The organism is Mesorhizobium sp. M2D.F.Ca.ET.226.01.1.1 (genome assembly GCF_004022705.2).
Classification (GTDB): Bacteria; Pseudomonadota; Alphaproteobacteria; order Rhizobiales; family Rhizobiaceae; genus Mesorhizobium.
Genome location: NZ_RZOY02000006.1, coordinates 58,023 through 82,439, shown reverse-complemented (window position 1 = coordinate 82,439; position 24,417 = coordinate 58,023). Strand labels below are relative to the sequence as shown.

General features: G+C 65.9%; 24 protein-coding genes, 1 tRNA gene and 1 riboswitch. Of the genes, 6 read left to right on the top strand and 19 right to left on the bottom strand.

What is annotated here, in order from left to right:
* Positions 1-6 precede the first annotated feature (6 nt).
* Genes EN869_RS15450 through EN869_RS15440 form a run of 3 tightly spaced genes read right to left on the bottom strand, consistent with a single transcriptional unit; the run spans position 7 to position 3,219 of the window.
* Positions 7-1,224, bottom strand: a complete 1,218-nt coding sequence (locus tag EN869_RS15450; RefSeq protein ID WP_127228826.1) for an ABC transporter permease — start codon at positions 1,222-1,224, stop codon at positions 7-9.
* Positions 1,221-1,928: an ABC transporter ATP-binding protein gene (locus EN869_RS15445; RefSeq protein ID WP_127228825.1), complete on the bottom strand. Its 708-nt coding sequence runs from the start codon at positions 1,926-1,928 to the stop codon at positions 1,221-1,223. The genes EN869_RS15450 and EN869_RS15445 overlap by 4 nt, the downstream gene beginning before the upstream one ends.
* Before the next feature lie 4 nt (positions 1,929-1,932).
* Positions 1,933-3,219, bottom strand: a complete 1,287-nt coding sequence (locus tag EN869_RS15440) for an efflux RND transporter periplasmic adaptor subunit (RefSeq protein WP_127228824.1) — start codon at positions 3,217-3,219, stop codon at positions 1,933-1,935.
* Positions 3,220-3,351: 132 nt separating this feature from the next.
* Here EN869_RS15440 and EN869_RS15435 point away from each other — a divergent pair, with 132 nt between their 5' ends.
* Positions 3,352-4,254, top strand: coding sequence for a PhzF family phenazine biosynthesis protein (locus tag EN869_RS15435; RefSeq protein ID WP_127228823.1), 903 nt, complete (start codon positions 3,352-3,354; stop codon positions 4,252-4,254).
* Positions 4,255-4,359: 105 nt separating this feature from the next.
* A tRNA-Lys gene (locus EN869_RS15430) sits at positions 4,360-4,435 on the top strand.
* Positions 4,436-4,486: 51 nt separating this feature from the next.
* On the opposite strand, the gene EN869_RS15425 is transcribed toward EN869_RS15430, so the two are convergent.
* The 8 genes from EN869_RS15425 to cbiE all read right to left on the bottom strand — a co-directional run bounded on the left by EN869_RS15425 (position 4,487) and on the right by cbiE (position 11,419).
* On the bottom strand, positions 4,487-4,879 hold the full coding sequence (locus EN869_RS15425) for a hypothetical protein (RefSeq protein WP_127228822.1): 393 nt from the start codon (positions 4,877-4,879) through the stop codon (positions 4,487-4,489).
* Positions 4,880-4,970: 91 nt separating this feature from the next.
* Positions 4,971-5,996 carry a nicotinate-nucleotide--dimethylbenzimidazole phosphoribosyltransferase gene (cobT, locus tag EN869_RS15420; protein WP_127228821.1) on the bottom strand — a complete coding sequence of 342 codons (1,026 nt, stop codon included), beginning with the start codon at positions 5,994-5,996 and terminating at the stop codon, positions 4,971-4,973.
* 25 nt (positions 5,997-6,021) lie between these two features.
* The gene (locus EN869_RS15415; protein ID WP_127228820.1) at positions 6,022-6,789 is read right to left on the bottom strand and encodes an adenosylcobinamide-GDP ribazoletransferase; all 768 of its coding nucleotides are present in this window, start codon (positions 6,787-6,789) and stop codon (positions 6,022-6,024) included.
* Positions 6,786-8,102, bottom strand: coding sequence for a cobyrinate a,c-diamide synthase (locus tag EN869_RS15410; protein WP_127228819.1), 1,317 nt, complete (start codon positions 8,100-8,102; stop codon positions 6,786-6,788). The genes EN869_RS15415 and EN869_RS15410 overlap by 4 nt, the downstream gene beginning before the upstream one ends.
* Positions 8,099-8,896 carry a uroporphyrinogen-III C-methyltransferase gene (gene cobA / locus EN869_RS15405; protein ID WP_127228818.1) on the bottom strand — a complete coding sequence of 266 codons (798 nt, stop codon included), beginning with the start codon at positions 8,894-8,896 and terminating at the stop codon, positions 8,099-8,101. The genes EN869_RS15410 and cobA overlap by 4 nt, the downstream gene beginning before the upstream one ends.
* A 14-nt stretch (positions 8,897-8,910) precedes the next feature.
* Positions 8,911-9,675: a precorrin-4 C(11)-methyltransferase gene (gene cobM, locus EN869_RS15400; RefSeq protein WP_127228817.1), complete on the bottom strand. Its 765-nt coding sequence runs from the start codon at positions 9,673-9,675 to the stop codon at positions 8,911-8,913.
* Positions 9,672-10,181 carry a cobalamin biosynthesis protein gene (locus tag EN869_RS35065; protein WP_245489316.1) on the bottom strand — a complete coding sequence of 170 codons (510 nt, stop codon included), beginning with the start codon at positions 10,179-10,181 and terminating at the stop codon, positions 9,672-9,674. The genes cobM and EN869_RS35065 overlap by 4 nt, the downstream gene beginning before the upstream one ends.
* The gene (gene cbiE, locus EN869_RS15385) at positions 10,178-11,419 is read right to left on the bottom strand and encodes a precorrin-6y C5,15-methyltransferase (decarboxylating) subunit CbiE (RefSeq protein WP_127228816.1); all 1,242 of its coding nucleotides are present in this window, start codon (positions 11,417-11,419) and stop codon (positions 10,178-10,180) included. The genes EN869_RS35065 and cbiE overlap by 4 nt, the downstream gene beginning before the upstream one ends.
* 1 nt (position 11,420) lies before the next feature.
* Between cbiE and EN869_RS15380 the strand changes: the two genes are divergently transcribed.
* On the top strand, positions 11,421-12,188 hold the full coding sequence (locus tag EN869_RS15380) for a cobalt-precorrin-6A reductase (RefSeq protein ID WP_127228815.1): 768 nt from the start codon (positions 11,421-11,423) through the stop codon (positions 12,186-12,188).
* Here the strand turns inward: EN869_RS15380 and EN869_RS15375 are convergent.
* The 8 genes from EN869_RS15375 to EN869_RS15340 all read right to left on the bottom strand — a co-directional run bounded on the left by EN869_RS15375 (position 12,152) and on the right by EN869_RS15340 (position 22,527).
* The gene (locus EN869_RS15375) at positions 12,152-12,916 is read right to left on the bottom strand and encodes a precorrin-3B C(17)-methyltransferase (RefSeq protein ID WP_127228814.1); all 765 of its coding nucleotides are present in this window, start codon (positions 12,914-12,916) and stop codon (positions 12,152-12,154) included. The genes EN869_RS15380 and EN869_RS15375 overlap by 37 nt on opposite strands.
* Positions 12,913-13,677 carry a precorrin-2 C(20)-methyltransferase gene (locus EN869_RS15370; protein WP_127228813.1) on the bottom strand — a complete coding sequence of 255 codons (765 nt, stop codon included), beginning with the start codon at positions 13,675-13,677 and terminating at the stop codon, positions 12,913-12,915. The genes EN869_RS15375 and EN869_RS15370 overlap by 4 nt, the downstream gene beginning before the upstream one ends.
* Positions 13,674-14,306, bottom strand: coding sequence for a precorrin-8X methylmutase (locus EN869_RS15365; RefSeq protein ID WP_127228812.1), 633 nt, complete (start codon positions 14,304-14,306; stop codon positions 13,674-13,676). The genes EN869_RS15370 and EN869_RS15365 overlap by 4 nt, the downstream gene beginning before the upstream one ends.
* 2 nt (positions 14,307-14,308) lie before the next feature.
* Entirely contained in the window at positions 14,309-15,781 is a 1,473-nt protein-coding gene (gene cobG / locus EN869_RS15360; protein WP_127228811.1) for a precorrin-3B synthase, read from the bottom strand.
* Positions 15,778-19,554 carry a cobaltochelatase subunit CobN gene (locus EN869_RS15355; RefSeq protein WP_127228810.1) on the bottom strand — a complete coding sequence of 1,259 codons (3,777 nt, stop codon included), beginning with the start codon at positions 19,552-19,554 and terminating at the stop codon, positions 15,778-15,780. The genes cobG and EN869_RS15355 overlap by 4 nt, the downstream gene beginning before the upstream one ends.
* Before the next feature lie 31 nt (positions 19,555-19,585).
* Positions 19,586-20,623: a cobalamin biosynthesis protein CobW gene (gene cobW, locus EN869_RS15350; protein ID WP_127228809.1), complete on the bottom strand. Its 1,038-nt coding sequence runs from the start codon at positions 20,621-20,623 to the stop codon at positions 19,586-19,588.
* A gap of 2 nt (positions 20,624-20,625) precedes the next feature.
* The gene (locus EN869_RS15345) at positions 20,626-21,051 is read right to left on the bottom strand and encodes a DUF1636 family protein (RefSeq protein ID WP_127228808.1); all 426 of its coding nucleotides are present in this window, start codon (positions 21,049-21,051) and stop codon (positions 20,626-20,628) included.
* A gap of 39 nt (positions 21,052-21,090) precedes the next feature.
* Positions 21,091-21,298, bottom strand: a riboswitch (cobalamin riboswitch).
* A gap of 29 nt (positions 21,299-21,327) precedes the next feature.
* On the bottom strand, positions 21,328-22,527 hold the full coding sequence (locus EN869_RS15340; protein WP_127228807.1) for a winged helix-turn-helix domain-containing protein: 1,200 nt from the start codon (positions 22,525-22,527) through the stop codon (positions 21,328-21,330).
* Positions 22,528-22,862: 335 nt separating this feature from the next.
* Between EN869_RS15340 and EN869_RS15335 the strand changes: the two genes are divergently transcribed.
* The 3 genes from EN869_RS15335 to EN869_RS15325 are packed head-to-tail and all read left to right on the top strand — an operon-like array spanning position 22,863 to position 24,410.
* Positions 22,863-23,228, top strand: coding sequence for an NADH-quinone oxidoreductase subunit A (locus tag EN869_RS15335; protein ID WP_042643187.1), 366 nt, complete (start codon positions 22,863-22,865; stop codon positions 23,226-23,228).
* The gene (locus EN869_RS15330) at positions 23,219-23,800 is read left to right on the top strand and encodes an NADH-quinone oxidoreductase subunit B (RefSeq protein WP_015317338.1); all 582 of its coding nucleotides are present in this window, start codon (positions 23,219-23,221) and stop codon (positions 23,798-23,800) included. Before EN869_RS15335 ends, EN869_RS15330 begins: the two co-directional genes overlap by 10 nt.
* A 4-nt stretch (positions 23,801-23,804) precedes the next feature.
* Positions 23,805-24,410 carry an NADH-quinone oxidoreductase subunit C gene (locus tag EN869_RS15325; protein WP_127228806.1) on the top strand — a complete coding sequence of 202 codons (606 nt, stop codon included), beginning with the start codon at positions 23,805-23,807 and terminating at the stop codon, positions 24,408-24,410.
* Positions 24,411-24,417 lie beyond the last annotated feature (7 nt).

The window sequence follows — 24,417 nt, the reverse complement described above, 5'->3', positions numbered from 1 at the left end:
GCCGCCTTACTCGTGCCGCAGCGCGTCGATCGGATCGAGGCGGGCGCCGCGCAGCGCCGGGAAGAAGCCGAACACCATGCCGATCAGCGCCGAGAAGCCGACGGCGAGCAGCACAACGGCGGGGTCTGGCGCGAAAGGTATCGTCAGCGCCATCGAAGTGAGGCCAGCCAGCGAAAGCCCGATCAGGATACCGATGACGCCGCCAAGCAGCGACAGCACGGTCGCCTCGACCAGGAACTGGATGAGGATGTGTTTTTCATGCGCGCCGATCGCCAGCCTGATGCCGATCTCGCGCGTGCGCTCGGTGACCGAGACCAGCATGATGTTCATGATGCCGATGCCGCCGACCAGCAGGCTGACGCCGGCGACGGCGCCGAGCATTCCGGTCATGGTGGTGGTGGCGCTGGTCATCGCATCGGCGATCTGGGTCATGTCGCGGATGGCGAAATCGGCATCGCGGTCCGGCGTGATGCGGCGCGTGTCGCGCAAAATGTCCTCGACGCGCGGCTGCAACTCGCTGGTCGGCGTGCGGTCGTCAGCGGCGATATAGATGTTGTCGATGTCGCGGTTGCCGGCGATGCGGCGCTGATAGGCGTGCAGCGGCATCAGGACGACATTGTCCTGGTCCTGGCCGAAGCCGGTATAGCCCTTGGGCTCGAGCAGGCCGATGATCTTGCAGGTGGTGCGGTTGACGCGGATGGTCTCGCCCTCCGGATCGCCGGCGCCGAAGAATTGCTGGCGCACCGTTTCGCCGATCAGGCAGACACCGGTGCCGGCGCGCGTTTCGGAATCGCTGAACGGCCGCCCCGAGACCAGTTTCCAGTCGCGGGCGTCGAGATAGGCGCTGTCGGTGCCGGTGACGCCCGAGGTCAGGCTTTCGGTGCCGAAGATGACGCGAACCTGTTTTTGCGCAGCAGGCGAAATCGCGCGCGCGCCGTTCAGATGCGCAACGAGCGCGGTGACGTCCTTTTCGGCCAGCGGCCGCGCCGCCTGATCGAGACCTCCCGGTCCGCCAGGCCCCGCTGGGCGGCCGGCGCGAACCACGAGCAGGTTGCTGCCGAGCTTGGAAATATCGGCCTTGACCTTCTCTGTCGTGCCGGAGCCGATGGTGAGCATGGCGATGACGGCCGCGACGCCGATGACGATGCCAAGCAGCGTCAGGAACGAGCGCAAAATGTTGCGGCGGATCGAGCGCAGCGAGAGGCGCACGGTTTCCCAGATCATGCGACTGCCTCCGCCTTCAAGGTGTCGGAAGCGAGATGGCCGTCGAGGAAGCGGATGGTGCGGCCGGCATAGTCGGCAACATCGGCCTCATGCGTGACCATCACTATGGAGAGGCCGAGGTCGGCGTTGAGCCGGGTCAGCAAGTCCATGATCTCATGCGTGCGTGCCGTGTCGAGATTGCCGGTCGGCTCGTCGGCGACGAGCAGCGTCGGCTTGGTGACGATGGCGCGGGCGATCGCCACGCGCTGCTGCTGGCCGCCCGACAGCTCCGCCGGGGTGTGGTGCTCGCGCCCGACAAGCCCGACCTCGGCCAGCGCCTGCATGGCAAGATCGCGGCGCTCGCGCGCGGCGACGCCGCGATAGATCAGCGGCAGCTCGACATTTTCAGCCGCCGTGGTGCGCGGCAGAAGATTGTAGCCCTGGAAGACGAAGCCGACATAGAGATTGCGCAGGATGGCGCGGCGGTTGCGGTCGAGACGACCGGCATCGATGCCCATGAAGGAGTAGGTTCCGGCCGTCGGCGTGTCGAGGCAGCCGATGATGTTCATCGCGGTCGACTTGCCCGAGCCCGAGGGACCCATGATCGCAACGAATTCGCCGCGGCGTATCACGAAATCGACGCCGGCCAGCGCATGCACGCGGGCCTCGCCCTCGCCATAGCTTTTCCAGACCTGGTCGAAGGTGATGAGCAGGGGAGCCGACATGTCGTCAGCTCCGCTGCTGCGCGCCGGTGATCACTTGCGCGCCCTCATCGAGGCCTGACGTGATCTCGGTCAACTCGCCGTCGGTCGAACCGATCTTGACGTTGACCGGATGCGGCCTTCCGTTCTCCAGCACGTAAAGCGTGCGCGAGCCATCGGTCGGCGCCTTCGTCGCCTCGCGCTGCCGGTTGGGGCGGCCCATGCGGCCGGTGAAGAGGTCGCTCAGGCTCCAGCCGCGCGCCGCCTGTTGCATCGGGCGATAGCGGAAGGCGGTCGAGGGAACGGTAAGCACGCCCTTGGCCTGCCGGGTCACGACCGAGACCGTCGCCGTCATGCCGGGCCTGAGCAGAAGCTCGCCATTGTCGACCTCGAGCCGGGCCTTGTAGGTGACGACGCCATCCGTGGTGACCGAAGCGTAGGAGATGTCGCGGATCTCGGCGTCGAACGGCCTGTCCGGGAAAGCGTCGACGGTGAAGCGGGCGTGCTGGCCGGGTTTCACCGCGCCGATGTCGGCTTCGTCTACGGCCGCCTGCAATTCCATGTTCCTCAGGTCTGCGGCAATGACGAACAGCACCGGCGCCTGCAGCGAGGACGCGACCGTCTGGCCGGGATCGACCGAGCGCGTCAGCACAATGCCGTCGATCGGCGCATAGATGGTGCTCTTCGCCAGATCGGTCTGCTGCGCCTTGAGGTCGGCCTGTGCGATGGCCAGATTGGCTTCGGCGCTGTCGAGCGCAGCCTTGGAGCGGTCACGCGTCGCGGTTGCCGCTTCGAGCGACTGATCCGTCGCCATGCCGCGCTTGGTGAGCGCGCTTGCGCGCGCAACCGCGTTCTCGTTTTCCTGCAAGGTGACCTTGGCGTCCTCGACAGCCGCCGCGGCCGCCTTGGCGGAGGCAGTGGCGCGCTCGATCTGGACCTCCAGCTTGGCAGTGTCGAGTGTTGCCAGCACGTCGCCCTTCTTGACTTGCTGGTTCTCGCTGGCCGTGACGGAGCGGACGATGCCGGACAGCTCGCTGGAGATGTCGACCTGGGTCAGCGGCTGCAGCGTGCCGGTGGCCGATACCTCGACGGTGAGATCTGCGGTCGCCGCCGGGGCGGTGGTATACTCAATCCTTGGCGGAGCGGCGGCGTACCATTGATAGGCGGCAATGCCGGCCGCGACGATCGCTGTCGCCAGCAGCGCGTAGAGCCAGAAGCGGCGACGCTTGCGGCTCACACCCTTACGGTCGAGCCCAAGTGCCGCCTCGATGGAAGTATCGGATTCCGCCTTTGGCGGATTGACAATCTGGTCCACCCCGGACCCCTATGCTGAAAATTGACGTCCCTATCCGTTCACAGATCAGGCCTCAAAGATCGAATTTCAAATTAAATTTCCCTCATGTTGGGATTGAGGCAGCAATTCACGGCGAGGCGAAAGGTTTTCTCGATGGCGCGCAATTACTTGCTTTACGATGTGTTTACCACCGGAAGGCTCGCCGGGAATCCGCTCGCGGTGGTGCTCAACAGCGATGGGCTCGACACCGCCGGAATGCAGGCGATCGCGCGTGAATTCAACCTGTCCGAGACGGTGTTCGTGCTGCCTCCCGACAATCCGAAGCACCGCAACCGCATCCGCATCTTCACGCCCGACTATGAAATGCCTTTTGCCGGACATCCGACGGTCGGCTCGGCGATCGCGCTGGCCGACCTCGCCGGCGAGGCGGCCGGCATCTTCGTGCTGGAGGAAAATATCGGGCCGGTGCGCTGCGCGGTGAGCAAGCATGATGGCTCGACCTTCGCAGAGTTCGATCTGGCGAAATTGCCCGAGCCGCTGGAGCTCAAGGCCGATCCCGAGGCGATCGGGGCGGCGCTCGGCCTTGCCCCGCACGAGATCGGCTTCGAGAATCACCGCGTCGCCTTCTGGTCGGCCGGCGTACCTTATGTGACGATTCCGGTTGCCGGGTTGGAGGAGGCGGCCAAGATCAGGCTCGACAATCAGGCGTGGTCGGAATTGGCACCCCGCAAGAGCGATTGGGCCTTCGCCAGCCCCTATGTCTATTGCCGCGAGACGGTGCATCACGACGGCGCCTTCCATGCGCGCATGATCGTTCCCGGCACCCCGTCCTACGAAGATCCGGCAACCGGTTCGGCCGCGGCCGCCTTTGCCGGCGCCATCATGCATTTCGACGCTCCGACTGACGGCATTTCGCAGCTCTGGATCGAGCAGGGTCTGGAGATGGGCCGACCATCGCGCATCCGGCTCGAGCTCAATATCGATGCCGGAAAACTGGCTTCCGCACGCATTGGCGGCCATGCGATCAAGGTGGCGGAAGGCAAGTTGTTTGTCTGATGCCTGCGGCAATTCAGCGATTTGTCGGGAAATGATCCGGCAGGGCTAGACATCCCCGAAAGCGGCGGCTATATGCGCCGCCGACGCTGAGTTTTCCGGCGGTGTGGGTGTGTAGCTCAGTTGGTAGAGCAGCTGACTCTTAATCAGCGGGTCCACAGTTCGATCCTGTGCACACCCACCAAAATCCTTCTTCAAGAGCAAGGAAATCGGCCGATCCTGGGTAGAGGCGAGCTTACTGAGCTGCCTTGTTGAGACTGGCCTTGAATTTGACCTTCATCGTGATCTGGCCGGTCACCGTGACCGCCGATCCGCCATAGCCATCGAAATTGCGGTTTCGGCCATTGGCATTGGTCGTCATGCCGACGATCTCGCACGAGTCGGCGACAGTCTCGACGACCATGCCGCAGCTTCCGGCCGCCACTTTGTAGAATGAGCGAAGAGCAGCTTCCTGCTGCGCGGCGGCGTCTTGGTCATCCTTTGCCGGAAGGGTCATCGAATATGAAGACTGGATCATGGCCGATCCGTCTTGGCCGCCACGAAACGGGCGTACAAACTGCTCCTGAGACAAAGCCGGCGAAGCCGCAGCAACCAGAATTGCGACGGATATTAGATTTTTCAAATACATTGATCGATCTCCCCTGAAACAACTCTATCTCAGGGAATAGCCAAATAACGTTATTTCGATGTTTCAACAGCGTTGAAATTTCGACGGAGTTTTATTTTTCGGACACTCCCGCCTCGGCAAAGCTCGCCATCCTTGTATGGCACTCCAGCGCCGCGCGCACGATGTTGACGGCCAGGCAGGCGCCGGAGCCTTCGCCGAGCCGCATGCCGAGATCGAGCAGCGGCGGCAGGCCGAGTGCTTCGAGCAGGCGACGATGGCCGGCTTCGGCCGAGACGTGGGCGGCAATCGTGTGGGCGAGACCGGTCGGGTGCAGCCTCGCCAGAGGTGCCGCGGCGGCGGTGCAGACGAAGCCGTCGAGCAGCACCGGCACGTTGTTCTTGCGCGCGGCAAGCGTGGCGCCGAAGATGGCGGCGAGTTCACGCCCGCCTAGGGCGGCGGCAATTTTCAGCGGGTCGGATAGCGAATCGGCATGGCGGTTCAGGCCCGCTTCGATCGCCACCGCTTTGCGCTTCAGGCCGGCGTCGTCGACGCCAGTGCCGCGTCCGGTCCATTTTTCCGCGCCACCACCGAACAGCGCCGTCGAGATTGCCGCCGCCGGGGTGGTGTTGCCGATGCCCATCTCGCCGAAACAGACCAGATCGAGGTCCTTGGTCACGGCGTCGTAGCCGGCCGAGACGGCGGCGAGGAATGCCTGCTCGTCCATTGCCGGTACTTGCGTGAAGTCGCCGGTGGGATGATCCAGATCGAGCGGGATGACATCGAGCTTGGCGCCGGCAATGCGGGCCAGCTGATTGATGGCAGCACCCCCGCCGGCGAAGTTAGCCACCATCTGTACCGTCACTTCGGACGGATAGGCCGAGACGCCCTGCGCGGTGACCCCGTGATTGCCGGCGAAGACGAAGACTTTAACCGCATCGAGCTTCGGCATGTCGCGGCCCTGCCAGCGGCCTAGCCAGGCGGCGATGGTTTCCAGTCGGCCGAGGCTGCCCGGCGGCTTGGTGAGCGTGTCCTGGCGTTTTGCTACGGCGCCGGCAGCGGTGTCGCTGCCATTGGAGAGATCGAGGCAGGCGGCGCGAAGGTCTTCGAGCGATTTGAAGGACGTTGATTGGGGGGACATGGGGGGCAAGGTCTCCGAAAGAGAATCAGGAAAGGCAAACGGAAGCGACGAGAAGAACGGCGATCTCGCCGAGCTGCTGCAGCGCGCCGATTGTGTCGCCGGTCTGGCCTCCGATCTGGCTTAGGCAAAGCGTGCGGAAGCCGGCAAACAGCAGGCCGAGCAGGATGAGCGCCGCGATCGCGCCGCCAAGGCCGAGCGCCAGCAGCGCCACGGCACCGAGCGCTGCACCTATGACCGCAGTGTCGGTCGCGACAGAGCCCGCATTGGCAGACAGGCCGTCGGCTCGCGCCGGCGGCAGAAGATGCATGAAGGCGCCGAACAGGCCGCGCGAGGCGGCATGCGCGCCAAGCAGCGCCAGGAAGATGTGGCCCGGACCGGCGAGTTCGGAGAGCGCGCTCCAGCGGATGAGCAGGGAGGCGCCGACCGCCGCGGCGCCATAAGCGCCGATGCGACTGTCGCGCATGATCTCCAGTTTCCTGTCGCGTGTCCTACCGCCGCCGAAGCCGTCGGCAATGTCGGAAAGCCCGTCCTCGTGCAGGCAGCCGGTGACGAGCATCGTGGCGGCGAGGGTGAGCGCCGCCGCCGGGCCGCTGGCAAGACCCAGACTGTAGGCGATGGCGTAGACGAGCGCCCCGATGATCGCCACGGCGAGACCGGCGAAGGGTGCCGCCCAGATCGCATCCGCCAGGCTGCGTCCGCCGAAATCGCTCGAGGGCAACCTCAGCAGGGTGAAGAAAACGAGGCTGAGGCCGATATCGTCAAGCACTTGCCGTGATGTGGAAGGGCCGCTCATGCGCCCCTCGCTATGGCGTGGAAGAAAGTGCCGCTGACATGGCCGCGCCGGTAGCCCGAGGCGCCGAGCGGGTTGCCCTGGCCATCGGCAAGGTCGGCCAAGGGCTCGTCATTGTCGGTGGCCGTCATTTGCGCGTAGTGGAATTCGTGACCACGGATCAGCGTGCCTTCCGGCCCCAACGGGCAGGCGGCGCGCAGCCGCGCCTCGCGATAGCCGAGATTCATCTTGCGCCTGGCGAAACTGGTTGAGTGGCCAAGCAGCCCGAGCATTTTGTGGCTCTCGCCATCCGCGTCCTCCAGCACTTCGCCCAGCACCATGAAGCCGCCGCACTCGCCGTGAACCGGCTTCACCGCCGCAAAGCGCGCCATTCCCGCCCGGAAGTTCGTCGCGGCCGCCAGCTTGCCGGCATGTAGCTCTGGGTAGCCGCCGGGCAGCCAGCAGACGTCGCAGTCCTCCATAGGGGCTTCATCGGCAAGCGGCGAGAACGACACGATCTCGGCGCCTGCCTTGCGCCAATGCGTGGCGACATGCGGATAGAGGAAGGTGAAGGCGGCGTCCTCCGCCAGCGCGATGCGCTGCCCGGGCGGCTGTAGCGCATTGCCGAAGTCGCCGGCCGCCGGTTCGAGCGGTGTCGCCAGCGCCAGGATCGCATCGATGTCGAGCGATGCCTCGACCATGTCGGCCAGCCGGTCGAGATGCGCCATCAGGTTTTCGTATTCACCGGCCTGAACGAGGCCGAGATGCCGCTCCGGCAGGTTGAGCGTCGGATCGCGCAGGATGGCGCCGACCACCGGCAGGCCGATCGCCTCGATCGCGTCGCCCGAAAGACGCCGGTGGCGTTCGCTGCCCAAGCGGTTGAGCACGACGCCGGCCATGCGCACGTCCGGGTCGTAAGTGGCAAAACCCTTGGCGACGGCGGCCGCCGTGGTCGACTGTCCGGAAACGTCGAGCACCAGCAGCACCGGTAGGCCGTAGAGCCGCGCAAGATCGGCGGCCGAGCCCGAGCGGCCTTGCGGCGCGGGGATGCCGTCGAACAGTCCCATGGCGCTTTCGAGGATGACGTATTCGGCGTCGTCCGCGGCCTGGGCCGCCAGCGCATTGAGCAGGGGAGGCGACATCGCCCAGCTGTCGAGATTGACGCCGGAAAGGCCGGTGGCGGCGGTGTGGAAGCCGGGGTCGATATAGTCCGGTCCGGACTTCGCGCCGCGCACTTTCAGGCCGCGCCGGGCAAGCGCGCGCAGCAGGCCGATGGTGACGCTGGTCTTGCCCGAGCCCGAGCGCGGCGCACCGATGATGATCGCGCGGGCGGTCACAAATCACCTGCCAGTGCCGCGCGCATGGCGACGATGCCGCCGACGACGATCAATGCCGGGGAGGCGAGTCCGGCCGCTGCGGCTTCGTCCGCGATGGTGGCGAGCGTGGCGACGACGATGCGCTCTTGCGGCGTGGTTGCCGCGACGATCACCGCGGCAGATGTCGATGGCGCGAGGCCGCCCTCGAGCAGCTTTGCTGTGATCACCGGCAGATTGGCCATGCCCATATAGACGACGACCGGCTGTCCGGTGCGGGCGATGGCTGCCCAATCGATGTCGTCATCCGTGCCAGCGGCATGGCCGGTGGCGAGAATGACGGCCTTGTTGATGCCGCGCATGGTGGCGGGGATGCCGGTTGCGGCCAATGCGCTAAGACCGGAGGTGAGGCCCGAAAGCACCCGGAACGGAATGCTTTCGCCCGCGAGCGCCAAAGCCTCTTCGCCGCCCCGGCCGAAAATATAGGGGTCGCCGCCCTTGAGCCGCACGACACGGCGGCCTTGACGCGCCAGCCGCACCAGCAGGGCGTTGATATCATCCTGTTTCATCGAAGGCTGGCCGCCGCGTTTTCCGGCGTAGAAGAGCTCGGCGCCTTGAGCGACCGCCACGACATCGGGCGAGACCAGCGCGTCATAGACGAGCGCATCGCACTGCCCCAGCGCCGCCAGAACTTCCAGCGTCAGGCAGCCGGGATCGCCGGGGCCGGCGCCGGCCAGCCAGACATGGCCGGGTTCCAACTCGCGCGGCTTGAAGTTCAGCCGCGCCAGCGCCTGCTCCACATTTACCCGTCCGTTCATATTGGCGCTGCCGTTCACAATCCGTCCCGTCCGCGAAAACGCCGCTGGTAGTGGGCGTCGTAGAGTGAGCTTTCGCCGAAATCCCGCGCCGCGAGCGCGCTGCCGACGAATATGATCGCCGTGCGCTCCATCGGGTTCTGCGCCAATTGCGCTTCGATGGTGCCGAGCGTGCCGGTCAGGATGCGCTCGTCCGGCCAGGAGGCGCGGAAGACCACGGCGACCGGGCATTCGGCGCCGTAAAGCGGCGTCAAATCGGCAACGACGCGATCGATGGCATGGATGGCAAGATGGATGGCGAGCGTCGCGCCGGTGCGGCCGAAGCCGGCCAGCGTCTCGCCCGGCGGCATTTTCGAGGCGCGGCCGGAAACGCGCGTCAGCACCAGGCTTTGCGCGAGCTCGGGAATGGTGAGCTCGCGGCGAAGTGCCGCCGCCGCCGCCGCGAAGGAGGGGACGCCCGGCGTCAGCGTATAGGGGATGCTGTGCTTTTCCAGCCGCCTTATTTGCTCGGCCACCGCGCTCCAGACCGAAAGGTCGCCGGAATGCAGGCGTGCAACATCCTGGCCGGCCTTGTTCGCGGCGACAAATTCGGCCTCGATCTCATCCAGCGACATCGGCGCGGTATCGACCAGCCTCGTGCCAAGCGCGCAATGCTCGAGCAGCTCCGGCGCGACGATCGAGCCGGCATGGAGGCAGACCGGGCAACTGGCCAGCAGCCGCGCGCCGCGCAGCGTGATGAGGTCGGCCGCTCCCGGACCGGCGCCGATGAAATGGACCGTCATGGCGCGTCTCCACTGATGGCGATGGCGCAGGTGACCGGGCCAAGCACCGTGCGGGGCCCGAGCAGTCTTGCGCCGGCCCCGGCAACCGCGAGGGCGGACGCCTCCGAAACCGACGGCGTGCCGGCGCGACTCTGCGAAAGACCCGAATGACTGAGCAGAGACACCCCCTCAGCCGGCCCTTCGGGCCACCTTCTCCCCGTGGGGGAGAAAAGACTGGCGGCGGCGCCTGTCATCTCCTTTCCCCTTGGGGAGAGGTCGGCCGAGCGAAGCGGAGGCCGGGTGAGGGGGAGTGACGGTTCGGAGCCGGAAGCATCAACCACTATTACGGGAAGGTTGAGTTCACGGCCGGCAGCGAAAATGGCTTCTTCGTTGCGTTTGAATTCGATCGTCGCCAGCGCTGAAAGCGCGGTCATCGCAAGGCCATGCGCTTCAAGCGCGGTCTCAATCGCCGCCAGTACTTCTTCGACGCTCACGCCTTTGCGGCTGCCGATGCCCGCGACCATCATGGTTTTATCCAGCTCCACTGTGTGACCGGCATGGCCGGACGCCAGCCCTGCATCGAGCCGACCGGCGCCGCGCGCGACAGCGCGATGCGGGTAAGGTCGCCGCCGTACCTGTTGTACTGGTCGAGCAGCAGCGCCTCCATCTCCAGCGTCACCGCATTGGCGACCAGCCGGCCGCCGGAACGCAACGCCTTGATCGCCTTCTCCAGCACGCCGGCATCGCTGCCGCCGCCACCGATGAAGATCGCATCCGGCGTTTCCAGCTTGGCGAATGCCTTTGGCGCCGCGCCCTCGACCACGACAAGGCCGGGCACGCCGCAATGCGCGGCATTGCGGGCGATGCGGGCAGCGCGCTCGCCATTGGCTTCGATGGCAACGGCACGCAGCGAGGGATGCGCCAGCATCCATTCGATGCCGATCGAGCCAGAACCGGCGCCGACGTCCCACAGCAGCTCGCCACGCCGCGGCGCCAGCGCCGATAGCGTGATGGCGCGGATCTCGCGCTTGGTAATCTGCCCATCATGCTCGAACAGGTGGTCGGCGAGGCCGACGGTCAAGGGCAGGATGCGCGCATCCGGCGTCGATTCAATTTCAAGCGCCAGCACGTTGAGCGCGTTGATGTTTTTGAGGTCGAAGGCGTCGGCGCGGCAGGGTCGATGCGCTTCATCGGCACCACCAAGCGCTTCAAGGACCGTCAACCGCGACGGGCCGAAGCCGAGTTCGTCGAGCAGCGCGGCGATGGCCGCCGGTGCGTCTCCGTCAGATGTCAGGGCAAGGATGCGCGCGCCGGGGTGGAGCAGGGGCCGGATCAGGTCGATCGAATGGCCGTGCAGCGAGATGGTCTCGACGTCCTGCAAGGCCCAGCCGAGACGGGAGGCGGCCAGCGCTAGAGACGAGGGCGCCGGCAGGACCAGCATTTGCTCCGGCTTCACCTTGCGGGCCAGCGTGACTCCGACGCCGTGAAAGAACGGGTCGCCGGACGCGAGCACGCAGACGTCCTTGCCCGCGAGCGCCAGCACGTCGCGCATTTCGGCGTCGAAGGGTGTCGGCCATGAGCGGGTTTCTCCTTTGGCCAGCGATGCGACAAGGCTGAGATGCCGCTTGCCGCCGAAGACGACGTCCGCCTGCGCGATGCGCTGCTTGGCCTCGTTGCCGAGACCCGCTACACCGTCCTCGCCGATGCCGACGATGGTGAGCCATTTTGAGGCGGGCTTGGCGGCGCGCGAACCCTTAGCAGGCATGATGACCCACCGTATTCTGATCCTTGGCGGAACGACGGAAGCCCGGCAGCTGGCAGGGAAGCTCGTCGGTCGCAAGGATTTTTCCATCACGCTGTCGCTTGCCGGCCGTACCGAAAGCCCGGTGGCGCAGGGCGTTCCGTTTCGCGTCGGCGGCTTTGGTGGCGCGGAAGGGCTGGCCGGCTATCTTGGCGAGGAGCACGTCGATCTGCTGATCGACGCCACGCATCCATACGCCGCCCGTATCTCGGCCAACGCCGCTAAAGCCGCGACGAAATCCGGTGTGCCGATTTTTGCACTGCGCCGTCCGGGTTGGGAACCTGTGGCGGGCGATCGCTGGACGCCGGTCGAAAGCGTGGTGGAGGCGGCAAGTGCGCTCGGCACGGCGCCGCGCCGCGTTTTCCTCGCTATCGGCCGGCAGGAGTCTGGCGCCTTCGAGGCCGCGCCACAGCACAACTATCTGATCCGCAGCGTCGATCCGGTCGAGCCGAAGCTTGCCGTGCCCGATGCGCTCTACCTGCTGGCGCGCGGACCGTTTCCTGAAGCGGATGAGCGAGCGTTGCTCGAAAAATACGGGATCAATGCCGTCGTCTCCAAGAACAGCGGCGGCGACGCGACCTATGGCAAGATCGCCGCTGCGCGGGCGCTCGGCATCGAGGTGGTCATGATCCGCCGACCGCCTTTGCCGGACGTGCCCTCGGCTGAAACCGTCGATGCGCTGGCGGCAAAGGTCGATCATCTTTTCGACCCTGTTGCCGAACGCGGCGTGTAGACCAGCGCGGGCCGTTCGCCGCGCTTGATGATCCGGGTCTCGGGCGAGCCGATGATGATGCAGGTCGACATGTCGGCCTTTTCAGCGTCGGCGTCCGCCAGCAGAAACACCTCGATGCGCTCGTCTGGCCGGCCGGCGGCGCGGCCGAAGATCACCGGCGTGGTGCCGGGCAGGATCGCCTTCAGGCATTCGAAGGCGCGGCCAAGCTGCCACGGGCGGGCCTTGCTGATCGGGTTGTAGAGCGCGATGACGAAGCCGGCTCCGGCTGCCGCCAGCAGGCGCAACTCGATCAGGTCCCAAGGCTTGAGATTGTCGGACAGCGAGATGGCGCAGAAATCATGGCCGAGCGGCGCGCCGATGCGGGCGGCAACTGCAAGCATGGCGGTGACCCCGGGAACGACCGACAGGTCGATGGCACGCCATTCGGCCGGGCCCGCTTCGACCGCCTCGCAGACGGCCGCCGCCATGGCGAAGACGCCGGGATCACCGCCCGAGACGACGGCGACGCTATGGCCCTCGGCGGCCTTGGCCAGCGCCTCATTGGAACGGGCGAGCTCTTCGCGGTTGTCGGAGGCAATGCGTGTCTGATCCGGCCGCAGTTCCAGCCGGTCGAGATAGGGCTTGTAGCCATAGAAGAAGGAAGCCTCGGCGACGGCATTGGCAGCCTGCGGCGTGACCTGGTCGGCATTACCGGGTCCGAGACCGATGACGGTGAGGCGGCCGCTCATGATTTGGCCCCCGGGCGGGCCGACCAGCCGGCAACCAGCACGATGGCGAAATAGGGGGCCTTGTCGTCCGGCTTCTCCGTGAGCCGCATCGAGACGCTGCCCGGCATGGTGCCGCGCTCGATATAGACAGCCTTGGCCAGCTTGCCGGTGGCTTCCAGCGCGCGCCTGATCTTCGGTAGGTTGCGGCCGACCTTCATGATGACGGCGGCGTCGGTGTCGGCGAGGCGGCGGGTCAGCTCGAACTCGCTCATCGTGCCTGGCAGGACGGTCAGCACGTCGTCGCCCTGGACGATCGGCAGGCCGGTCGACGACCAGCAGCCGGACATCGCGGTGATGCCGGGGATGACTTCGGTCGGGAAGCGATGCGCCAGGCGCACATGCAGGTGCATGTAGGAGCCGTAGAAGAGCGGATCGCCTTCCGACAGCACCGCCACCATCCTGCCGGCGCCGAGATGCTCGGCGACCTGTTCGGCCGACTGCTCATAGAAATCGGTGATCTGCGCGCGGTAGTCGTCGTGATCCTTGTCGATCTCGGTCGTGACCGGATAGAGCAGCGGCAACTCGATCATGTCCGGGCGGAAGCGCGCCTCGACGATGGCGCGCGCATTGCTGTTGTTGCCGCGCTTGGCGAAATAAGTGACGACGTCGGCCTCGGCCAGCGCACGCGCGGCCTTCAATGTCAAAAGCTCGGGATCGCCGGGGCCGGTGCCGACGCCGACCAGGCGGCCTTTTGCCAAACCTTCTTTGACAGGCGCGTTCACAGGCCCGGCCTCGCCAAGGAATTGAGCGCGGCGGCGGTCATGGCGCTGCCGCCCGGCCTGCCGCGCACGATGGCATAGGGCACGCCATAGGAGTTTTCGGCCAGCGCGTCCTTGGATTCGGCAGCGCCCACGAAGCCAACCGGCATGCCGATGATCGCAGCCGGCTTCGGCGCGCCGTCGCGCAGCTTTTCGAGCAGATAGAAGAGCGCGGTCGGCGCGTTCCCGATGGCGACGACCGAGCCTGCCATGCGCTCGCCCCAGAGGTCGATCGCTGCGGCCGAGCGGGTGTTGCCGATTTCCTTGGCGATGTCATGCGTGCGCGGATCGCGCAGCGTGCAGATCACCTCATTGCCGGCCGGCAGTCGGGCGCGGGTGACGCCATGCGCCACCATCTCGGAATCGCAGAAGATCGGCGCACCGGCGGCGAGGGCGGTACGAGCGGCGGCGACGAAATCGCTGGAGAAAACGAAATTCTTAGCGGCTTCGACCTGTCCGCAGGCATGGATCATGCGGATGGCGACATCGGCCTCGGCCTCGGAGAAGCGCGTGAGGTCCGCCTCGGCGCGGATGATGGCGAAAGAGCGCTCATAGATCGCCATCCCGTCATGGATGTAGTCGTAGGCGGCCATTGTCAGTTCCGTCGATAGAGTTCAGCGATGCCGGCAGCGCCAAGCCTTGTGAGGCAAGCGGCGGCGGTTTCGCCTTGATGTCGCGCGTCATGGATCGCCGCCGCGATGCCGGCGACCCCGCGCGCGGCGTCATAGCCCGGCCTGTACGCGGCAGGAAGGGCCTTCGCCGTCCCGTCCACGACAAGTCCGGCTCCGTTTTCGTCGCCGACCAGGGTGAGCATCGCTGCACCGGGATGCGCGCAACCCTTGGCGCAGCCGGAAATGTGGAGCGTCAGCGAGGTGTCGAGGAGATCGGGACTTTCGGTTGCGATTGTCTCGGCCATGGCGCGGGTGGCGATGCGGCCGGAAGCGCAGGCCGGCGTGCCGGGACAGGCGGCGATGCGGGTGCGAGGGTCGGCGGAGGAGTTGACGAAGCCGAGGGCTGCGGCGGAGGCGCGGAGCGAGGCGCAGGTGGTGGGGGAGAGGCCGAGGAAGAGCAGGGCACGACCTGGGGCAAGGCGGATTTCAGTGGCGCCGAGGTTTAAGGCTTGTGTCGCTAGGTCGATGAGGTTTTGGGCGGGCATGCTGCCGTAGGGGAGGGCGATGCCGAGGGCCTGGTTGTTGCTGAGTTTGAAGGTGCCAATGGGACTTCCCGCAGGCTCGCGTTCCTGCGCCCCCCTCTCTGTCCTGCCGGACATCTCCCCCTCAAGGGGGGAGATTGGCAGTTCCTGCGCCGGCTCTCCCCTTGCTAGGCCGAAAATTGGCGAAAGCCGAGCGGAAGGAATGATCTCCCCCCTTGAGGGGGAGATGTCCGGCAGGACAGAGGTGACGGAGTGCCAACTTGCGAGAGAGGCCAATTGCCGCTCCGACAAATCCCGCGTGTGCGCGTCGCGGCCTTTTTCCGCAACCATCCTCAACGCCGCCACAGCAATGTCACGCGCAGCATCTGCATCGACCGTCGCAAGCGGCTTCGCACTGCGCGCGTCGCCGGCAACCAATACGCCCCAACGAACATCCTCGCCGCACCGCACGGCCTTCAGCCGAACATCGGCAGTCACCGCGTCCAAGCTCAGTTGCCCACCGCCATCGACAACCACCGACACCTTCGGCCCTAGCCTTGCCGTCAACTCGGCCTCTTCGATCGCCGTCCTGATACGCTCTGCCAGCGGCCGCGGATCGGCAATATCCTGCGGATCGATCCCCGCCAGTGGCCCGGTCTCGACCGGCACGCCGCTCCGCACTGCAATGCCCAGCGCATCGACCTCGGCCGCCAGCAACCTTGCGCTTTCCGCCGTCAGGCCGCGGATCTGGAGGCTGCCGCGCGCGGTCACTTCCATGATGCCGTTGCCGTGGCGCAGAGCGGATTCACCGAGTCCGATCAGCGACTTCGCGGAAAGTCCTCCTGCGACCGGATTGAGCCGCACCAGCAGCCCGTCGCCGGTCTGCATCGGAGTGCTCAGAGCAGGGCAGGCGCCGCGACGCGAGAACGCGTTCATGCCGCCACCCCGCTTGTCTCAGCCTCGGCGATCAAGGCCGCGAGATCGTCATCGATGGAATTGCGGAGCGGGTGCCAGAGGCCGCGACGCCGCGCGGCGAGGAATCGCTCGGCGATGACTTTTGCTGCAGCCGGGTTCTCGCGCAAAAGGAAGGCGCGGACGTCCGGGTTACCGACATAAGCGTCGTGCACCGCCTCGATCAGCGTTCCCGATATGGCATGTGTGGTTTCGGCGAAGCCGACGAGACGGTCGACCGTCTCGGCGAATTCCGAGGCGCCGCGCGGACCGTGGCGCATCTGGCCGGCGATGAAGCGCGGGTTGACGGCGCGTGCCCGGACCACGCGCGAAACCGCTTCGCTGACCGAGCGCAGCTTCGGCTTCTTCGGATCGGTCGTGTCGAGGACGATGACGTCTGCATTCCGGCCAAGTGCGGCAAGCGCCGCCGAAAACCCGCCGATAAAGGCGACGTCGGCCGAGCCCTCGAGGATGTCGCGGCCCGGATCGTCGCCGGTGTGGACGAGCAGATCGGCTTCGGCGATGCGACCCTCGAAAGCGCCGGGCGCCGAAATCGCTTCGCCCTCGGCGCCGCCATAGGCGTGCGAGGTGGCTTCGAGATAGGCGCGGCCGATTTCCTCGCGTGCGCCCCATTCGCCGCGCGACAGCAAATCCTCGACGCCCGCGCCATAGGTGCCTGGCGAAGTGCCGAAAATGCGCGGGCTGATTTTTCCCTGGGCGCGGGTCGCGGCGGCGAGCGGGTTCTCGGAGTCGTCCTCGTCGCGGCCGGCGACTGCGTTGGCGGCGGCGTCGATCAGCGCGATCTGAGTCGGGAACATGTCGCGAAACAGGCCGGAGATGCGCCAGGTGACGTCGACGCGCGGGCGGCCGAGAGCTGCCGGCGGCAGCACCTCGATGCCGGTGACGCGGCCCGTGGCGGCATCCCATTGTGGCCGGCAACCCATCAGCGCCAGGCCTTGGGCGATCTCCTCGCCGCCGGTGCGCAACGAGGCCGAGCCCCAGAGATCGATGACCAGCGAGCGGGGCCAGTCGCCATGGCTCTGCATATAGCTGCGCACGACTTCTTCCGCCGCCGCCTGGCCGAGATCGTAGGCGGTCGGCGTCGGCATGGTGCGCGGGTCGGAGGTGAAGAGGTTGCGGCCGGTGGGCAGCACGTCGGAACGACCGCGCGCCGGCGCGCCGGCGGGACCTGCCTTGATGTGACGACCGTCGAGCGCGGCGAGCAGGGCGGCCTTTTCGGCCTCCGCGCTTTGCCGACGCAGCGGATCGGGCTCGTCTTCCGGCGCGCGGCCATAGACATGCAGCCCATCCTTGACGGCGAAATCCTTGAGGTCGCAGAGCCAGGCATCGATGCGGCGCAGCGCTTCGTCGGGCTGGTCGGTCTTGGCGATGCCAGCTTCCAAGGCAAGTCCGGTCTTTTGCGCCGTCTCGACGATCAGCTTTGCCAGCCGATCGCGGCGGCGGCGGTCGAGCCCATCGGCCTGGGCATATTCGTCGACCAGTCGCTCGAGCTTTTGCTGTGCCTCGTCGAGGCCGGCACCGGTCAGCGGCGGCGGCAGATGGCCAAGCGTCACCGCCGAAATGCGGCGCTTGGCCTGTGCCGCCTCGCCGGGATTGGAGACGATGAAGGGATAGATCACAGGCACGGAGCCGGTGACGATCTCGGGAAAGCAGGCGTCGGAGAGCGCGACGGTCTTGCCCGGCAGCCATTCCAATGTGCCGTGGGCGCCGACATGGATGATGGCGTGCACGCCGAGCGATTTCTGCAGCCAGAGCCCGAAGGCGATCAACTCGTGGCGCGGCGGCAGCGTCGGGTCGTGGTAATCGGCGCGGCGGTCGGCCGAGCGGCCGCGGTCGGGGGCTAGCGCCACGGTGACGTTACCGAAGGTTGCGGCGCGGAAGGGGAAGCGGTTCCGGGGGCTTGCCTGCGAAGGTCGGCGTTCTGTCGCCCCCCTCTCTGTCCTGCCGGACATCTCCCCCTCAAGGGGGGAGATTATTCCTTGCGCTCGGCTTTCGCCAATTTTCGGCCTAGCAAGGGGAGAGCCGGCGGCGGAGCTGCCAATCTCCCCCCCTGAGGGGGAGATGTCCGGCAGGACAGAGAGGGGGGCCTCGCGAAGACCTCTCTGATCTTCCGCGCTGCCCCAGGCGGTCCTGACTGCATCACGCGCGCCTCCCGGCAGTTCCCCGGACAAGCGCAGGTAGTCTTCTGAACTTAACCCGTGCCCACCCACCTCCAGCGCATCCAACAACTCGCGTGGCGATTGCGGAATTCCTTCAACCGCATAGCCGTGTTCCTTCAGGTCATGCAGCATGGCGAGCACGCTCGACGGCACATCCAAGCCGACGGCGTAGCCGGTTCGGCCGGGTGCGCTCGGATAATCCGGGATCAGGATTGCCAGCTTGCGTTCGGCCCGCTCCGTCCGCTGCAGGCGAATAGACGCGGCGATGCGCCTGGCGACCTGCGCGACACGGTCCGCCTCGGGTCGGTTGGCAAAGGCGCGAAAGGCCAGCGCTGGGTCTGTCTCGACCTCGCCCTTGAAGGAGATCGCGCCGGCCAGGATGCGGCCGTCGAGCTCGGGCAGCACGACATGCATGGCGAGATCGGCGGGGGCCAAGCCACGCTGGTTCTTTTCCCAGACCTCACGGCGCGTCGTGCCGACGATGACCTGGAAGACCGGCACGCCGGTGCGGTCGAACAGGGTCTCTGTGCTGGGCTCTGCGCCGGAAGCAAAGGCGGTGGCGGTGATGATTGCGGCAGGGTTGAGGGAGGCGAGGGCGTTCTCGGCGAAGGCCAGGGATGCCGGGTCCTTGAGGCTCGAGACGAAGATTGGCACTGGCGCCAGCCCTTGCGAGCGTAGTGCGTCGACCAGCGCATCGATCGGCGCGACGTCGGCGGCGAGCAGCATCGAGCGGTAAAACAGGATGGAGACAATGGGGGTGCTGAGGTTGCCAGCGTTGAGCTCTGTCGCCCCCCTCTCTGTCCTACCGGACATCTCCCCCCCTGGGGGGGAGATTGTTCTGTCGCCGACGGTTTCGCCAATCGCGAATGCTGCAAAGGGTTCTGCGGGTTCTGCTTTTGAGTTGGCAGAAAACGCGCCAGGGTCGATGACGGCTGATCTCCCCCCTTGAGGGGGAGATGTTCGGCAGGACAGAGAGGGGGGCGAAGGATCGCCAACGCTCGATAAGATAGGCTTCTCTACAATCCCCAGACCAGGCTCATAATATCCCGCCTTCGGCACGCTCACCGGCTCGGCGACCGCCGCCTCCCATCCAGCCAGCCCTGCCAACCTCCGCACCAGCGCTGCCATGTTCGCCGGCCCGCCTTCGCGGAAATAGCCGAGCAGCGCATCCAGCTCCGCGCGGGGCAGGGTCGAGGCTTCGATCAGCCGCTGATCCTCGTCATGGCTTTCGCCCGGCAGCAGCGCCAGCTTGATACCGCGCTCGCGCGCCACCGCGGCGAGCTGGTCGCAGCCGTAGCGCCACCAGTCATAGCCGCCGAGGATGCGCACGAGGACGACCTTGGCTTGGCGGGCGACGCTGCCGAGCCAGAGATCGACCGACATCGGGTGGCGAAGATCGCGCAAGGCTGCCAGCCGCATCGACGGCAGCTGCTCCGCATCGGCCTTCCAAGCGGCGGCCAGGCCGGCGAGGTCACTGTCGGTGAAGGACAGCGCCACGACATCCGCAGGCGTCTGCCTGAGGTCGATCGGCTCGGCGAGATCGTCGAGCGAAGCGGATGTCGTGGTGAGGATATGCATCGCTTTTCGTGTCGGGCCTTTCGTATTGGCCTCAGCCGGCGAGGATACGCTCGATCGCCGGGCGGTTCAGCCCCTTGAGGCCGATGACGACGAGTCGCGACCGGCGGTCGTCCTCGGCCGTCCAGGCGCGGTCGTAATAGTGGTTGACGCGCGGGCCGACAGCCTGGAGCAGGAGCCGCATCGGCTTGCCGCCTACCTCGACGAAGCCTTTGACGCGCAGCACGTTCTCCTGCTCGGCGGCAAGGGCGACGCGTTTTGCCAGTTCGTCCGGATTGGCGATCGACGGGATGTCGATGACGAAGGAATCGAAATCGTCGTGCTCATGGTCGAGCTCGTCGTCGTGATGGGTCTTGCGGTTCTCAATGTCGTCCTCGACGGCGAGGCCGAGGCCGAGCATCACCGAAGGATCGACCTTGCCCTGCGCGGTCGGCACGACTTTCACGGCGCGCGCGACGTGCTCGCCGATGACGGCGTTGGCGCGTTGCGAGCCGGCTGCGTCCATCAGGTCGCTCTTCGACAGGATGATCAGGTCGGCGCAGGCTATCTGGTCCTCGAACACCTCCTCGACCGGATCGTCATGGTCGAGCGAAGCGTCCGCCGCGCGCTGCGCCTGCAGCGCATCCATGTCGGAGGCGACCTTGCCATCGGCCAGCGCCGGGCCGTCGACCACGGCAACGACGCCGTCGACCGTCACGCGGCTCTTCACTGTCGGCCACTGGAACGCCTGGACCAGCGGCTTCGGCAAAGCGAGGCCTGAGGTTTCGATCAGGATGTGGTCGACCTTCGGTGTGCGGGACAGGATCTGGTCGAGCGCCGGCACGAAGTCGTCGCCGACGGTGCAGCAGATGCAGCCATTGGCGAGCTCGACGATGTTCTCCTCGGGACAAGTATCCACGCCGCAGCCCTTCAGGATCTCGCCATCGATGCCGACATCGCCGAACTCGTTGACGATGATCGCCAGCCGCTTGCCCTTGGCGTTTTCGAGCAGGTTGCGGATCAGAGTCGTCTTGCCGGCGCCGAGGAAGCCGGTGACGACGGTGCAGGGCACGCGGGAAACGGAAGCGCTCATGGTCAGTCCTTCAGCATGTCGAGGGGAGGGATGCGGGCAACCAGGCCGCGCTTGAGGGAATCGGGCCGGCCGCGCCAGGGGATGAGGCCGTCGGTCGAGGTGGCGAAGAGCTTTGCGCCGGCGACGAGATCGGCGCCACTGGCGGCATTAAGGTCACCGAAGACGTAGCTCCAGCAGCCGTCGCGCAGCAACGCCGCGCTCAGACGGCGCTTGCAGTTGCCGAGGCATTCGACGGTGCGGATGCGGATGTTTTCGCCCGATGCGGCGTGACGCGTGTCTTGGGCCAACAGCGCGCCGGCGCGCGGATGCGCGTCCGAGCCGGTCTCGTCGCGGCAGGACGAGCAGACGATGATGGTCACGCCGGCCAGCGCGTCTGGCTCGGAGGAAATGTCCGTACTATTTGCCGGGAAACTGCCGTTGCGATCCAAAACCGGGCTCCTTGCCCGGAAAACCCGCCGGGCATTCGGATACTCAAAGTCTCAGACGGCAGGTCTCCTGGCTCGCGGGTCGTCGCCTTGAATGCCGCCTTCCCGGGAACATCCCAGTGGTTTTCGGCCAAGGCTCGTCGCTTACAGTTGCGGGGACAGCCGCGGATTTGGAATTTTTCAACTCCGCACCGCATTCCCTCTTGGCTCCTCCCTTTGCCGGGAGAAGACCGTCTGCGGCGGATTTAGGCTTACGCCTAGGCGCCTGTCAACGCGCGGCTACGACACCGCGATGTCGGCCAGCGCCGGACCGAGGTCGCCGGCTGGCGTCACTTCGATGGCTTCCAGGCCGAGCCAGCACTGCATCTGCTTCAGTTCTTCGTAGAGTTGGGCTGCCGTTTCCGGTGGCGCGTCGGGCTCGGCATAAGCGGCGTGGACGCGCAGGACACTCGCCGGGCGGTCGGCGCGCAGATCGATGCGAGCCACGATCCGATCGCCGAGAAGGAAGGGCAGCACATAATAGCCGTACTGGCGCTTTTCAGCCGGCGTGTAGATCTCGATGCGATAGCGGAAATTGAAGAGCTTTTCGGTGCGCGTGCGTTCGAAAACCAGGGGATCGAAAGGCGCGAGCAGGGCGCGCGCTTCGATCCGGCGCGGGATTCGCGCGTCCTTATGAAGATAAGCTGTCTTGTCCCAGCCCTCGACCTTTACCGGCTGCAATTCGCCGGCTTCGACCAGTTCGTCAATGCGGTCCTTCGTATCGCCCGGCGCGAGGCGGAAATAGTCGCGCAGGTCGCCATAGGTGGCGATGCCGTGGGCGCGGGCCGAGATGCGCAGCAATTCGCGATGCGCGTCCTCGACCGAGGGTACGGGCAGGTCAAGCACGGCCTGCGGCAAAACGCGCTCGGGCAGGTCGTAATAGCGTTCGAAGCCGCGCCGGTAGGCGGTGGTGATGCGTCCGGCCCAGAATAGCCATTCGAAGGCGTGCTTGGCCTCGCTCCAGCCCCACCAGCCGCCATTGCCCTTGTGGCCCTCGATGTCGGAAGCGGCGATCGGCCCGCGTTCGGCGACTTGCGCGTATATTTCATCGATCATCGCCTTGCGCTCACGGCCCCATTTGGCGAGGCCGAGATACATCTCGTCGCCCTGCTCGGCGCGCTGCATGCGCCAGCGCATCAAAGGATAGGTCTCGACGGGGAGGAACGAGGCCTCATGCGCCCAATATTCAAAGACGGCGCGCTTGCGGGTCACGGCGGCGTTGTCGAGCAGCGCCAGCGGGTAGGGGCCGAGACGCGAATAGAGCGGCATATAATGCGCGCGCACCACCGCGCTCACGGAATCGATCTGCAACAGGCCGGTTCGCGAAAGCACACGCGCAAGGTGGCGGCGATCCGGAACCCCTCCGGGACGAGGGTCGTTGAACCCCTGTGATCCAAGCGCAATGCGCCTGGCCATGGCGAGCGAGATTTTCTCCTTCATCAAGCTGTCCTTGCCCCGATCGTCCGTTGGATTCTTAGCCGGTGATTCCGGCCATGCTAGCAGGCAAATGGCGGGAGATATGTCAGGAGAGAAAAGTGGAGTGAAGAGTGAAGGAAATCAAACAGGAGCGGATCGGACCAGTTTCTTCCGATAAGGCGCCCCGGGTCGCGATTTGAACAAGGTTTGACTTGCGTCACCGATACCGCTGCGCTAACCCTCGCCGCGTTGCAGCATGGGCCTCCTTAAAACGGTTCAGCGGTTAAACTGTCACGCTTCCGCATTAGAGTTCGTTGCTGTAATCAAAGTGAACTGCCCCGCCGAAGGAAAGCCGCCGCATGAGCGCACTCCTGAGTTCATATCTGCCCATCGTCCTGTTCATCGCCGTGGCGATGATCGTGGGTTTGGCGCTCATCATCGCTCCCTTCCTGGTGGCCTACCGCAATCCCGATCCGGAAAAGCTTTCCGCCTATGAATGCGGGTTCAACTCGTTCGACGACGCCCGCATGAAATTCGACATCCGCTTCTACCTGGTGTCGATCCTGTTCATCATCTTCGATCTCGAAGTCGCCTTTCTGTTCCCGTGGGCGGTGTCCTTCTCGAAGCTCGGCATGCTCGGCTTCTGGTCGATGATGGTGTTTCTGGCGGTGCTGACCATCGGCTTTGCCTATGAATGGAAAAAAGGAGCGCTGGAATGGGATTGAACGACAGTTCAGGCACCCTCGTCGCGCCGAAGCCCAAGGGCATCATCGACCCCAACACCGGCAGGCCGGTGGGGGAAGACGATCCCTTCTTCCTCGAAATCAACAATGAGCTGGCCGACAAGGGTTTCCTTGTCACCTCGACCGAAGCGCTGATCACCTGGGCGCGCAGCGGCTCGCTGATGTTCATGACCTTCGGCCTGGCCTGCTGCGCGGTCGAGATGATCCACACCTCGATGCCGCGCTATGACTCGGAGCGTTTCGGCGTCGCGCCGCGCGCGTCCCCGCGCCAGTCCGACATCATGATTGTCGCCGGCACGCTGACCAACAAGATGGCGCCGGCGCTGCGCAAGGTCTACGACCAGATGCCGGAGCCGCGCTACGTCATCTCGATGGGCTCCTGCGCCAATGGCGGGGGCTACTACCACTATTCCTACTCGGTGGTGCGCGGCTGCGACCGCGTCGTGCCGGTCGACATCTATGTGCCCGGCTGCCCGCCGAGCGCCGAAGCGCTGCTCTACGGCATTCTCCTTCTGCAGAAGAAGATCCGCCGCACCGGCACGATCGAACGGTGAGCCTATGACCCAGGCGTTGAACGAACTCTCCACCTATCTCGGCGAGAAGCTCTCCGGCCGCATCGGCGAAGCCGTGCTTGCCTATGGCGAGCTGACGGTCTCCGTCGATCCCGGCAACCTGATCGAGGTGGCGACCTTCCTGCGCGACGATCCGCGCTGCCAGTTCATCTCGATCATCGACATTTGCGGCGCCGACTACCCCTCGCGCGCCAGGCGTTTCGACGTCGTCTACCACCTTCTGTCGCCGAAGCAGAACATCCGCATCCGCCTCAAGGTCCAGGCCGACGAGGAAACGCTGGTGCCGTCGTTGACCGCTGTCTATCCCGGCGCCGACTGGTTCGAGCGCGAGACCTATGACCTCTATGGCGTTTTGTTTACCGGCCACCCGGATCTGCGTCGCATCCTCACCGACTATGGTTTCGAGGGCCACCCGCTGCGCAAGGATTTCCCGCTGACCGGCTTCGTCGAGGTGCGCTACGACGACGAGGCCAAGCGGGTGATCTACGAGCCGGTCGAGCTCAAGCAGGAATTCCGCAATTTCGACTTCCTCTCGCCCTGGGAGGGCACCGACTACGTGCTGCCGGGCGACGAGAAGGCAAAGGCAAATTGAGGCGCCA

Excerpts from the sequence above, each read along its gene's own strand:
- EN869_RS35065 (WP_245489316.1), bottom strand. The coding sequence starts at position 10,181 with ATGATGGTCGCGGGCATCGGCAGCCGCAAAGGCGTGAGCGTCGAAGAA.
- EN869_RS15435 (WP_127228823.1), top strand. The coding sequence starts at position 3,352 with ATGGCGCGCAATTACTTGCTTTACGATGTGTTTACCACCGGAAGGCTC.
- EN869_RS15325 (WP_127228806.1), top strand. The coding sequence starts at position 23,805 with ATGACCCAGGCGTTGAACGAACTCTCCACCTATCTCGGCGAGAAGCTC.
- EN869_RS15445 (WP_127228825.1), bottom strand. The coding sequence starts at position 1,928 with ATGTCGGCTCCCCTGCTCATCACCTTCGACCAGGTCTGGAAAAGCTAT.
- cobG (WP_127228811.1), bottom strand. The coding sequence starts at position 15,781 with ATGAACGCGTTCTCGCGTCGCGGCGCCTGCCCTGCTCTGAGCACTCCG.
- EN869_RS15335 (WP_042643187.1), top strand. The coding sequence starts at position 22,863 with ATGAGCGCACTCCTGAGTTCATATCTGCCCATCGTCCTGTTCATCGCC.
- cobM (WP_127228817.1), bottom strand. The coding sequence starts at position 9,675 with ATGACGGTCCATTTCATCGGCGCCGGTCCGGGAGCGGCCGACCTCATC.
- EN869_RS15380 (WP_127228815.1), top strand. The coding sequence starts at position 11,421 with ATGACCCACCGTATTCTGATCCTTGGCGGAACGACGGAAGCCCGGCAG.
- EN869_RS15365 (WP_127228812.1), bottom strand. The coding sequence starts at position 14,306 with ATGGCCGCCTACGACTACATCCATGACGGGATGGCGATCTATGAGCGC.
- cbiE (WP_127228816.1), bottom strand. The coding sequence starts at position 11,419 with ATGCCTGCTAAGGGTTCGCGCGCCGCCAAGCCCGCCTCAAAATGGCTC.
- cobW (WP_127228809.1), bottom strand. The coding sequence starts at position 20,623 with ATGAGCGCTTCCGTTTCCCGCGTGCCCTGCACCGTCGTCACCGGCTTC.
- EN869_RS15415 (WP_127228820.1), bottom strand. The coding sequence starts at position 6,789 with ATGAGCGGCCCTTCCACATCACGGCAAGTGCTTGACGATATCGGCCTC.
- cobT (WP_127228821.1), bottom strand. The coding sequence starts at position 5,996 with ATGTCCCCCCAATCAACGTCCTTCAAATCGCTCGAAGACCTTCGCGCC.
- EN869_RS15450 (WP_127228826.1), bottom strand. The coding sequence starts at position 1,224 with ATGATCTGGGAAACCGTGCGCCTCTCGCTGCGCTCGATCCGCCGCAAC.
- EN869_RS15340 (WP_127228807.1), bottom strand. The coding sequence starts at position 22,527 with ATGAAGGAGAAAATCTCGCTCGCCATGGCCAGGCGCATTGCGCTTGGA.
- EN869_RS15330 (WP_015317338.1), top strand. The coding sequence starts at position 23,219 with ATGGGATTGAACGACAGTTCAGGCACCCTCGTCGCGCCGAAGCCCAAG.
- EN869_RS15425 (WP_127228822.1), bottom strand. The coding sequence starts at position 4,879 with ATGTATTTGAAAAATCTAATATCCGTCGCAATTCTGGTTGCTGCGGCT.
- EN869_RS15375 (WP_127228814.1), bottom strand. The coding sequence starts at position 12,916 with ATGAGCGGCCGCCTCACCGTCATCGGTCTCGGACCCGGTAATGCCGAC.
- EN869_RS15355 (WP_127228810.1), bottom strand. The coding sequence starts at position 19,554 with ATGCATATCCTCACCACGACATCCGCTTCGCTCGACGATCTCGCCGAG.
- cobA (WP_127228818.1), bottom strand. The coding sequence starts at position 8,896 with ATGAACGGACGGGTAAATGTGGAGCAGGCGCTGGCGCGGCTGAACTTC.